Annotated in this window: 7 protein-coding genes; 1 reads left to right on the forward strand and 6 read right to left on the reverse strand. The window is 70.6% G+C overall.

Annotation, left to right across the window (positions count from 1 at the left end; all coding sequences use genetic code 11):
- Positions 1-3: 3 nt before the first annotated feature.
- The 4 genes from U8525_RS11500 to U8525_RS11515 form a co-directional block, all read right to left on the reverse strand.
- Positions 4-1,890 carry a glycoside hydrolase domain-containing protein gene (locus U8525_RS11500; RefSeq protein ID WP_374264740.1) on the reverse strand — a complete coding sequence of 629 codons (1,887 nt, stop codon included), beginning with the start codon at positions 1,888-1,890 and terminating at the stop codon, positions 4-6.
- 715 nt (positions 1,891-2,605) lie between these two features.
- On the reverse strand, positions 2,606-4,783 hold the full coding sequence (locus U8525_RS11505) for a 3-hydroxyacyl-CoA dehydrogenase NAD-binding domain-containing protein (protein ID WP_374264742.1): 2,178 nt from the start codon (positions 4,781-4,783) through the stop codon (positions 2,606-2,608).
- 37 nt (positions 4,784-4,820) lie between these two features.
- Entirely contained in the window at positions 4,821-6,032 is a 1,212-nt protein-coding gene (locus U8525_RS11510; protein ID WP_374264744.1) for an acetyl-CoA C-acetyltransferase, read from the reverse strand.
- A gap of 28 nt (positions 6,033-6,060) precedes the next feature.
- Complete coding sequence (locus U8525_RS11515) at positions 6,061-6,507, reverse strand: acyl-CoA dehydrogenase family protein (RefSeq protein ID WP_374264746.1); 447 nt, start codon at positions 6,505-6,507, stop codon at positions 6,061-6,063.
- Positions 6,508-6,596: 89 nt separating this feature from the next.
- On the opposite strand from U8525_RS11515, the gene U8525_RS11520 reads away from it, so the two are divergent.
- Complete coding sequence (locus tag U8525_RS11520; RefSeq protein ID WP_374264748.1) at positions 6,597-7,673, forward strand: hypothetical protein; 1,077 nt, start codon at positions 6,597-6,599, stop codon at positions 7,671-7,673.
- Positions 7,674-7,694: 21 nt separating this feature from the next.
- Here U8525_RS11520 and U8525_RS11525 read toward each other — a convergent pair whose 3' ends face one another.
- Positions 7,695-9,056 carry an FAD-binding oxidoreductase gene (locus U8525_RS11525; RefSeq protein ID WP_374264750.1) on the reverse strand — a complete coding sequence of 454 codons (1,362 nt, stop codon included), beginning with the start codon at positions 9,054-9,056 and terminating at the stop codon, positions 7,695-7,697.
- A 129-nt stretch (positions 9,057-9,185) separates the two neighbouring features.
- Positions 9,186-10,259, reverse strand: a complete 1,074-nt coding sequence (locus U8525_RS11530; RefSeq protein WP_374264752.1) for a fatty acid desaturase — start codon at positions 10,257-10,259, stop codon at positions 9,186-9,188.
- Between the last annotated feature and the right edge of the window lie 16 nt (positions 10,260-10,275).

The raw sequence follows: 10,275 nt of genomic DNA on the forward strand, positions 1-10,275 counted from the left end.
GCTTCAGCTGTCCAGTCCGCGCGGAGCGGAACGCCGCCCCCGTGGCCTGCCCAGCGCCCAGGCCGCCCACAGCAGGACTCCCGCCATGGAGACGCCTGGGGCCGCGCCGCAGCCGCCCGCGTCGCCTTGCCCGCCCGAGTCCCCCGGGCCGCCTGGAACCTGTGGCTCCAAGGGCATGGGGACCGGCTCTCCGCCCATGCGCGGCGCGGACGGGTTGCCTTGGAGCAGCTCCTGGTAGCGCTGGACGAGGCGCAGCCGCGCCGCATCGAACGCGGCGCCGTCGTCCGGCACCTGCCACGCGTTGGGGATCAGCTCCCGCGCCACCTGCCGCGCGAAGGCCGGGTCTCCGGCGTCGCTCACCGCCTTGAGCCACTCGTAGTCCTGCATGCCCTGGCGGATGAGCTTGAGCCGCATCGACGCCACCGGCACGTGCGTCTGCCCGCCGATGACCTGCGGCGTGCCCGGGTAGAACAGCGTCCCGTCCCCGTTGCCGTTGAAGTGGAACTGGTCCGACCACGCCGTGGGGAGCATCATCGCCGTCTCGTAGTACAGCTCGCCGGTGCCGCCGAAGAGGAAGGTCAGCCACTCCATCGCGCGGGCCTTCGCCGAGGGGCGGTCCACCATGTACGACGGCCAGCCCGCGCCCGGCCGGTTCTCCGGCACGAGGATCCCGGGCCCGCAGCCGTGGCTCATGCAGCTCTGATACGTCCACAGCTCCGCTCCAGGACGCGAGAGGAAGTCCGCGTACGTCGCGCGCTGGTCGCCCACGAAGGGCGCCTCCGTGCCGTCCAGGTGGTTCACCAGCGGCACCACGATGTCCACCAGGGGCTCCATGGCGTAGTACTTCAGTTGGAAGGAGTTCGTCGTCACCATCGTGCGGAGGCCGGGCGCGGCCTGCCGCACCAATGTCCCCGTGTCGCGGATCTGCTCGAAGGGCGTCCCGAAGGGGGGCTCGTCGCCAATCCGCGCATGGGCCCGGTCCAGCCAGCCGCGCTCCCGCATGTGGCCGGTGAAGTCCGCCAGGTCCCCGGGGGTGAAGGGGCCTTCGTATTCCAGGCTTGTCATCCGCGCGCCCGTCAGCCGCGTGGGCGCGGTGCCATCCATGCTGGGGCCCCACGTCGCGTCGAAATCGCCCCATACCGGCGGCCAGGACCCGCGCGGCAGGAGCCTGGGCAGCGTGAGGCGGTGCTCCAGCGCGAGCTGCTGGTAGCGCACGAGCAACGGCTGTAGCTCCGCGGACGTGCAGGCCAGCCGGCCCAGGTGCGCGAGGCACACCTGCGACGGCGACAGCGGGAACGCCGAGGACAGCGAGGCCGTGCTCGGCATCCGCGCGTCCACCACCGTCAGCCGCGCCGTCACCTGCCGCTGGAAGCCGCCCTCGGCCTCCACCGTCACGGTGCCCGCGTACTCGCCGGGGGGCGCGTCCTCGGGGACGTGCACGTCCACCCAGAGGGCCCGGGCCTCGCGCGCGGGCACGTCGAAGGGGAAGGCGTTGCGCGGCTCGTGGGCGACCTCGTCCGTGTCCGGCACCAGCCCGTCCGGCCAGCGCCCCACCGGCTGCCCGGGCACGGTGGCCCGTCGCGTGACGAGGTACGTCTGCCGATACAGCGTCACGTCCGGTCCCGTGAGGGTCGCCGGCCCCTCCAGCGCGGGCAGGCGGGCGTGCACGGCCTTCAGCCCCGTGTCGCCGCCGTGCAGGGCCACCTGGAAGGAGACGAACTCGTTGCGCGCGGCGGTGAGCCGCACCTCGGTGGTCGTGCCGGCGGAGGTGCCGTCGGGATGGACCTTCACCATCATCCCTTCGCCCCACGCCGTGGGCTCGGCCGCCAGCACCGGCGAGGTGATGGACAACGACAGCCACGCGAAGCCCCACGGTCGAAAGGCCAGCATTCCCAATGGGTGTGCATGGGGACCGAGGGTCTCCAGCCTCCCGGCTGTCCCGTCCTCCAGGGGCCCCAACGCTCCCAGGCTCGGATGGCGGAGGCGGGCAGCCCGGGCCGTCAGCGGCTTGCTTCCATGGCTGGCCTGACGAGGCGCTGGAATCGCGCCCTGCGGACGTGCGCCTCCGCCTGGAGCCGCGACCAGACGCATTTTGTCAGGCCGCCGGGTCTTTCCTGACAGGGATTGGGGGGCCCGGAGGATGAGCGACCTGTTCGAGGGCGAGTCCCGGCAGAGCAAGGCCGCCACCGCGTGGCTGGGGGGGGACGGCCGGGGGGCAGGAGTCGCTGCGGCAGTCCGCTGAGTTCGCCTTCGAGGACGTGATGCCCAAGGTCGCCACCCGCCTGCGCGAGGTCTTCGCCAAGACCCAGGCGAAGGCCAACGTGCTCTGATTCGATGCGAGGCGCCCCCGGATTCCGGGTGATGTGGAAGCCACCCACCCGGAGGGAGGCCTCCTCCGGGCTCATCGCGAGGTCGCCACGCGGGCGACCAGGATGGCCTCTTCATCTGGCGTGCCGCCGCTTCGAGCGCTCGCGGCTGCTCTTGCTGGCATCGCAGCGGGAGCGTGACGCGGAGTCCGAAACAGGCGCGTTGTCCTGCGACCTGTCTCTTCACGTCATGCTCCCGCTGGAGCCTCATGGGGCGGCTCCCCATGTGCGCCGTGGGGCTACTCGAGCAGCTCTCCCCGCTCCGCCTTGGCGACGAGCGACGCCGGAGGCAGGAAGTGCTTCCCGTAGCGCTCCGCCAGCTGGCGCGCGCGGACGACGAAGGCTCGCGGGCCCGTCCCGGTGGGGCCCTCGTAGCCGTTGATGTACTGCACGACGCCGCCCGTCCACGGCGGGAAGCCGATGCCCAGGATGGAGCCCACGTTCGCGTCCGCGGTCGAGCGCAGCACGCCCTCGTCGAAGCAGCGCACCGTGTCGATGGCCTCCGCGAAGAGCATGCGCTCCTTCATGTCCTCGAACGGGATGGTGTACCCGGGCCTGGTGTAGTGCTGCGCGAGCCCAGGCCACAGGTTCGTGCGCTTGCCGTCCACGTAGTCGTAGAACCCGCCGCCCGTGGAGCGGCCCTTGCGACCGTGCTGGTCGATGAGCGCGTCCACCACCGCGTAGCTGCCGTGCTCCGTCCACGGCTGGCCCGCGGCCTCCACGGCCGCCTTCGTCTCCTGGCGGATCTTCCGGGGCAGCGTCAGCGTCAACTCGTCCACCAGCTGGAGCGGGGCGGCGGGGTAGCCCGCCTGGAGCCCCGCCTGCTCGATGGACGCGGGCGCGATGCCCTCGCCCACCATGGCGATGGCCTCGTTGAGGAAGGTGCCAATCACGCGGCTGGTGAAGAAGCCCCGGCTGTCGTTGACGACGATGGGCGTCTTGCCAATCTGCACCGCGATGTCGATGGCCTTCGCCAGCGTCGCGTCACTCGTCTGCTTGCCGGCGATGAGCTCCAGGAGCGGCATCTTGTCCACGGGGGAGAAGAAGTGCATGCCGACGAAGTCCGGCGGCCGCTGCACGCCCTCCGCGAGCAGGGTGATGGGCAGGGTGGAGGTGTTGGACGCGAGCACCGCGTCCGGGGCCACCACGCCCTGGATCTCCTGGAACACCTTGTGCTTGAGCTTCACGTCCTCGAACACGGCCTCGATGACCAGGTCGCAGCCCGCGAGCGCGGCCGGGTCCTCCGCCGGGGTGATGCGCGAAAGCAGCGCGTCGCCCTTCTCCTTCGTGACGGAGCCCTTGGCGACGGCCTTCTCCACCAGCTTGACGGAGTAGCCCTTGCCCTTCTCCGCCGCCGCGAGGCTCACGTCCTTGAGCACCACGTCGATGCCGGCCTTGGCGCACACGTAGGCGATGCCCGCGCCCATCATGCCCGCGCCCAGCACGCCCACCTTCTTCGCGGTGTGCTGCGGGAAGCCCTTGGGGCGGCCGCCGCCGGAGTTGATGTGCTGCATGTCGAAGAAGAACGCCTGCATCATGTTCTTCGCGACCTGCCCGACGACCAGCTCGGTGAAGTAGCGCGACTCGATGGTGAACGCCGTGTCCACGTCCACCTGCGTGCCCTCCACCGCCACCGCCATGATGGCGCGCGGCGCGGGCATGTTCGCGCCCTTGAGCTGCTTGCGCAGGTTGGCGGGGAAGGCGGGCAGGTTCGCCGCGAACGACGGATTGGACGGCGTGCCGCCGGGGATCTTGTAGCCCTTCTGGTCCCACGGCTGCTGCGCGTTCGGGTTGGCCTTCACCCACGCCTTGGCCGCGGGCAGGAGCGCGTCCACGGAAGGCACCACCTCATGCACCAGCCCCAGCTCCTTCGCCTCCTGCGGGCGGTAGCGCTGGCCCTGGAGCAGCACCTTCATCAGCGCGTCCGTGATGCCCAGCATGCGCACCGTGCGCACCACGCCGCCGCCGCCGGGCAGCAGGCCCAGCGTCACCTCGGGCAGGCCCACCTGCGCGCCCTTCACGTCCGCCAGGATGCGGCGGTGACACGCGAGGGCGATCTCCAGCCCGCCGCCCAGCGCCGCGCCGTTGATGGCCGCGACCACGGGCTTGCCGAACGTCTCCAGCGTGCGCAGCTGCGCCTTGATCTCCTGGGCCAGGTCGAAGACCTGCCTCGCCTCGTCCTTCTTCACGCGGCGCAGGTCGTTCAGGTCGCCGCCCGCGAAGAAGGTCTTCTTCGCGGAGGTGATGACCACGCCGGTGATGCTGGCCTTCTCCTTCACCAGCCGGTCCACCGCCGCGCGCATGGACTTCACGTAGGCGGCGTTCATGGTGTTGGCGGACTGGTTGGGGTCGTCCATCGTCAAGACGACGATGCCGTCCGCGTCCTGTTCCCAGCGCAGGGTGTTCTGTTCGCTCATGGGGTTCGCTCGAGAGTGTTTGGGAGGAGGGGAGGGTTCAGACGCGCTCGACGAGGGTGGCCACGCCCATCCCGCCGCCGACGCACAGGGTGACGACCGCGCGGCGCGCCTTGCGGCGCTCCAGCTCGTCCACCACGGTTCCAAGGATCATGGCGCCGGTGGCGCCCAGCGGGTGCCCCATGGCGATGGCGCCGCCGTTGACGTTGAGCTTCTCGTCCGGGATGTCCAGGTCCTTCTGGTACTTGAGGACCACGGAGGCGAAGGCCTCGTTGAGCTCGAAGAGGTCGATGTCCTTCGCCGACAGCCCGGCGATGTCCAGCAGCTTGCGGGTGGCCGGCAGCGGGCCGGTCAGCATGATGGTGGGCTCCGCGCCGGAGGTGGCCACGGCGGCGATGCGCGCGCGCGGCGTGAGGCCCAGCGCCTTGCCCACCTGCTCCGAGCCCACCAGCACGAGCGCCGCGCCGTCCACGATGCCGGAGGAGTTGCCCGGCGTGTGGACGTGGTGGATGCGCTCCACCGCGTGGTACTTCTGGAGCGCCACCGCGTCGAAGCCGCCCATCTCGCCCATGGTGGTGAAGGACGCGTTCAGCTGGCCCAGCGAGGCCACGGTGGAGTCGGGGCGCATGTGCTCGTCGCGGTCCAGGATGGTGAGGCCGTTCTGGTCCACCACGGGGACGACGGACTTCTGGAAGTAGCCGTTCTTCCACGCGTGGGCGGCGCGCTCCTGCGAGCGCACGGCGTAGCGGTCCACGTCCTCGCGGGTGAAGCCCTCCATGGTCGCGATGAGGTCCGCGGAGATGCCCTGGGGCACGAAGGAGGTGTCGTAGTTGGTGGCGGGGTCCAGGGCCCACGCGCCGCCGTCGGAGCCCATGGGGACGCGGGACATGCTCTCCACGCCGCCCGCGAGGACCAGGTGCTCCCAGCCGGAGCGCACCTGCTGCGCGGCCAGGTTCACCGCCGTCAGGCCGGAGGCGCAGAAGCGGTTGAGCTGCACGCCGCCGGTGGTCTCCGGCAGGCCCGCGGCCAGCACCAGCGTGCGCGCGATGTCCGCGCCCTGATCCCCGACGGGGGACACGACGCCCAGCACCACGTCGTCGATGCGCTTCGGGTCCAGGTTCGGGTGGCGCCGCTTGAGCGCGTCCACCAGGCCGACGAGCAGCGACACCGGCTTGGTGCCGTGCAGGGCGCCCTTCTTGCCCTTGCCGCGAGGGGTACGGACGGCGTCGAAGATGAATGCTTCCTGGCTCACGGGGAGCCTCCTTGTGAGAAGGGAGGGGCTACAGAGACCGGGCGACGAGCTCCTTCAGGGCCTCGTTCGCGCCGGCGAAGATTCGCAGGACGCGGGTGTCCGCGAACAGGTGGGCGATGGGGTCCTTCTTCATATACCCGTCTCCGCGCGAGCGCTGGAGGCACCGCTCCACTGCGAGGCAGGGTAGGCCGGACACCCAGTACTTCGCCGTGGAGGAGCATGGAATTGAGCGCGAGCCATGGAGAAGCAGCCGTCCGTGTCTCCCGCCAGCGCCCCGCCGCTCGAGCCCCTCACCGGGCCCCAGGTCCGCGACGCGGTGAAGGTCCCTGGCAATGGCGAGGGGGACCGGGACCGCGTGCTCCCCTGGGAGGACGGCCTCCGGGCGCGCCCCCTCGGGCCTGGTGACTCGGGTCATCAGCTGGTGATTGCCGTCATCGCACCGGGCCGCCGTGGGGAGGGGCAGGGGCACGGGCATGGGCGGCCCAAGTGGCTGAATTCACGGCGCCTGGGGGCGTGAGCGGCGGGGCTGGGGGGCTGGCACGCGCCGTGCTCTTGGGTCCCGGCATGTCCATCTCCTCCCTGAACCGCGCGTCTTCCTTCCAGCCTTCCTCGAGCATCTCCCAGCTCAAGCCGGCCAACGCTCCGGCTCAGGGTGTGGTGGGTTCCCAGGCACAGCCGCCCCGGAACGACCTGCGCCGGATGCTCATGACCGACTCCTTCGAGGCGGGCCCGAGCAGGCTGGGCGGCGCCTCCGGGGACTTCGAGAAGCAGCTGTCGCAGCTCGTGAGCCAGCTCACGCAGCTGGCGCAGGTCCTCCAGGCGCAGTCGCCCGCGGGCCTGGGCCAGGGCGCCGAGGGTGCCGCCTCCGCGGTGGGCGGCGCGGCCCCGGCGCAGCAGGCGGCTCCCGCTTCTTCGGCCTCCACCTTCGAGGCTCCCGCGTCGGCGGCTCCGGCGGCGTCCGCGTCGGCGGCTCCCTCGGCCCAGGGCGCGGCTGCGGCCTCCAGCGCGGCGGCGCCGGCGCACCCCACGTACAACAGTGACGCGGGCCCTGGCTTCGGCCCGCCGTCCGCCGGCTCCACCGAGCCCGCGCCCGCGAACGCGCCGTGGCTCGCGAAGAACAACGTCGGCTCGCCCTACAACAGCAACATGCAGCTCATCGACGAGAGCCAGAAGGGCCAGTTCAAGTACACGAACACCTTCACCAACAAGACCAACGAGCCGCAGACCATCACGCTCTGGAACAAGACGGGTGAGAACGGCAACCCGAACGACGGGCAGAACTTCGACAAGAGCACGCCCAAGACGTTCACGCTCCAGCCCGGCCAGTCGCAGGTGGTGGCGTTCGACAGCAACAGCAGCGTGGCGTGGTGCGCGTCCAAGGACGGCTCGGCGAAGCCCGGCGCGAACTCCGGTCAGACGTGGGGCGAGGCCACGTTCGCCAACTCCGGCACGGGCTGGAGCGGCTTCGACACCAGCCAGATCGCCCCGGCGGGCCACAACGGCAAGATGTCCATCACCAACGAGGCGACCGGCAAGACCGTGACGGAGGCGAACGCCTGGCAGACGGAGAAGGACGACCCCGCCCTCCACGACGTCGGCGTCCCCGCCGGCCCGCTGAGCCTGCGCACGGAGATCGGCTGAAGCCTGGCCGGCCCGCGCTGACTAGAGGCCGAGCGCCGCCTTGCACGTCTTCACGTACAGGTCCCGGAAGAGGTTGTCCGGGTCCGTGCGCCGCTTCACGGCCTGGTAGGTCTCCTTGTTCCAGACGCTCCAGAAGGTCTCCTCGTCGTAGTAGTTGTAGGAGATGAGCGTCTTGGTGCCGTTGACGCGCTGGAGCTCGTCCTCGAGCTCCTTGTAGACGTTGCGGCCCGGCGGCTGCTTCATGCCGTACACCGCGAGGTCCAGGAACAGCGGGTCCTTCATGCCGGACCACCACCGGGGCGTCAGCCATTCGTAGTCGCGCGTCCGGCGGAAGGGCACGCACCACAGGGGATAGTGGCGCAGCTCGCGGTGGTACCAGTCCATGAAGTCCGCCGCGCGCGAGAAGGGGACGAACACGTCCACGATGACCGGCGGGTCCTTCTTCGGCAGCAGCTGGGTGAAGCGGTTGGCCGTCCGCAGCACGCTGTCGGAGTGGATGAGCTTTCCGAACAGCGCCCGCGCCAGCAGGTTCCTCGGTCTGGCGTGCGTGACGCCGCGGTTGTAGCGGAAGAGGTAGTCGTACGTCGTGAGGTAGTCCTCGCTCCGGCGCGGGATGCTCTCGCAGTACGCCGTGAGCCAGTCGTAGCGGTGGACGTAGGGTGCCCGGTCCACGAAGTGGCCCACGCACAGCACGTGCTTCGTGGGAGAGAAGATCTGCCCGTCCAGGTAGTCCGCGCCCGGGTCCTGGAAGTGGTGCCAGATGGCCTGCTGGAAGGACTCCAGGGAGGTGTGCGTCTCGTTCGTCACCCGGACGTAGGGCGCGCAGCGGACGAGCTTGAACTGGACCTTCGACAGGATGCCCAGCGTCCCGAACGAGCCGTGCATCATCTGGAAGAGGAGCGGGTCCTCGCGCGGTGAGCAGCGCAGCACGTCGCCCCTGGCGGTGATGACCTCGTACTCCAAGCAGGTGTCGTGGAAGCCGCCCTGGCGGAAGGACATGGACTCGATGGAGCACCCCGCGATGGCGCCCCCGAGCGTGATGGTCTTGTGCTCGGGGACGATGTACGGGATGAGCCCGTGCGGCAGCGTCGCGCGCACCACTGCGTCGAAGGTGACGGCGGGCTCCGCCGTGCAGGTCAGCCCCACGGTGTCGATGTCGAGGAGTTGATCCAGGTCCCCCAGGTCCACCTTCTCGTCGCGCCGCCGGGCATCGAACCGCTTGGGCACGCTGTGGGGCGGGGACTTCTTCTTGAAGGACGCGGGGCCGCTTCCCTTCCGTCGCCGCAGCTGCCGGGCGATGGCCTCCACCTTCGCCGCGTGGAGGGACTCCGCCCTTGAGGGGGCATCCCCCCGGGGTCCGCCTGTCACCGACTCCGTGCGCATCCTTCTCCTCCGTTGGCAGAAGGGTGGGGAAGGTTCCCATCCAGGGGAGTCCCCCCTGTGGGCGCAGTCCCTGTCGCCCGCCTGCCCCACGGGCGTCCGTCCGTGGGGCAGTGTCGCGCACCTGACGGCTCAAGGGGACTCGAGCCGGTGGCGCAGCTCCGAGGTGCTGAGCGCCGGTGTGCCGTCCCGGCCCATCAGCGTCTGACCATCCGCGGAGTAGAGCGCCGGGCGCCGGTACAGCGTGCGCAGGGCGTGCAGGTGGGGATAGACGATGGACGCTCGGGGGCTCAGCTCGCGCAGGTGCTTGCGCAGGAGCGGGGCGTACTTCGGGCTCTGCGCCGGGAAGATGTGGTGCTCCTGGTGGTAGCTGAAGTTGAAGTGGAGCCAGTTCATCAGCGGGTGGGTCTCCACGCTGGCGGTGTTCACGAAGGGGTTGTCCGTCTCCTCGGACGCGGGCTGCATCCAGTGGTTGGTGGCGATGTAGATCATCAACGTGACGTTCCCGATGAGCAGCGGGAGCACCAGTCCGTAGAGCGCGGCCCGGGGGCCCAGGGCCCACCCGAGCGCCACCCAGCCCGCGGTGACGAGCAGCGTGAGCGCGCGCTCCCGCACGCGGTGGAGGTGCACGTGCTGGAACGCGGGCAGCCGGCAGTGGTGCCAGAGGAAGGCCTGGCCCTGCGCGGTGAAGAAGACGCTGAAGCTGATGAAGCTCAGCCAGTGTCCGGAGCCGGGGGACATGGCGTGGAACAGCTTCGCGAACCCCTGGGTGTGCCAGTCCGCCCTGCGAGGGAGGATGTCCGGGTCTCGCAGGAGGACGTTGGCGGCGCCGTGGTGGGCCTGGACGTGCCAGGCCCGCCAGTTGCCCGGCGTCACCAGGAAGGGCGCGAAGCCCACCCAGCCCAGCAGGGTCTCCCACCGCCGGCTGTGGAACACCGAGTGGTGCAGGGCCTCATGCGCGGCGAGCCCCACGGCGGTGATGAGCTGGCCCAGCGCGATGGCGATGAGGAGGCACGCCCAGGAGGGCAGCGTCCACGTGCCCAGCACCCAGAGGAGCGCCGCCTCCACCGGCACGAGGCAGAGCGCGACGATGCCGCGCAGGGGTTGTCGTTCGAAGGCCTCCGGGGGCAGCACGCGGCGCAGCTCCGAGCGGAGCCGTCTGGCGTCATCCGGGGAGAGGGGAAGGGACGAAGAGGAGTCAGTCATGGCGGTTGCCTTGACG

Origin of the sequence: Corallococcus sp. RDP092CA (genome assembly GCF_041903675.1) — a bacterium.
In the GTDB taxonomy this organism is placed as follows: Bacteria; Myxococcota; Myxococcia; order Myxococcales; family Myxococcaceae; genus Corallococcus.

What these genes read in the sequence shown, in the direction of transcription:
- U8525_RS11500 (WP_374264740.1), bottom strand. Translation starts at nt 1,890, where the DNA reads ATGCTGGCCTTTCGACCGTGGGGCTTCGCGTGGCTGTCGTTGTCCATC.
- U8525_RS11505 (WP_374264742.1), bottom strand. Translation starts at nt 4,783, where the DNA reads ATGAGCGAACAGAACACCCTGCGCTGGGAACAGGACGCGGACGGCATC.
- U8525_RS11515 (WP_374264746.1), bottom strand. Translation starts at nt 6,507, where the DNA reads ATGCCCGTGCCCCTGCCCCTCCCCACGGCGGCCCGGTGCGATGACGGC.
- U8525_RS11520 (WP_374264748.1), top strand. Translation starts at nt 6,597, where the DNA reads ATGTCCATCTCCTCCCTGAACCGCGCGTCTTCCTTCCAGCCTTCCTCG.
- U8525_RS11525 (WP_374264750.1), bottom strand. Translation starts at nt 9,056, where the DNA reads ATGCGCACGGAGTCGGTGACAGGCGGACCCCGGGGGGATGCCCCCTCA.
- U8525_RS11530 (WP_374264752.1), bottom strand. Translation starts at nt 10,259, where the DNA reads ATGACTGACTCCTCTTCGTCCCTTCCCCTCTCCCCGGATGACGCCAGA.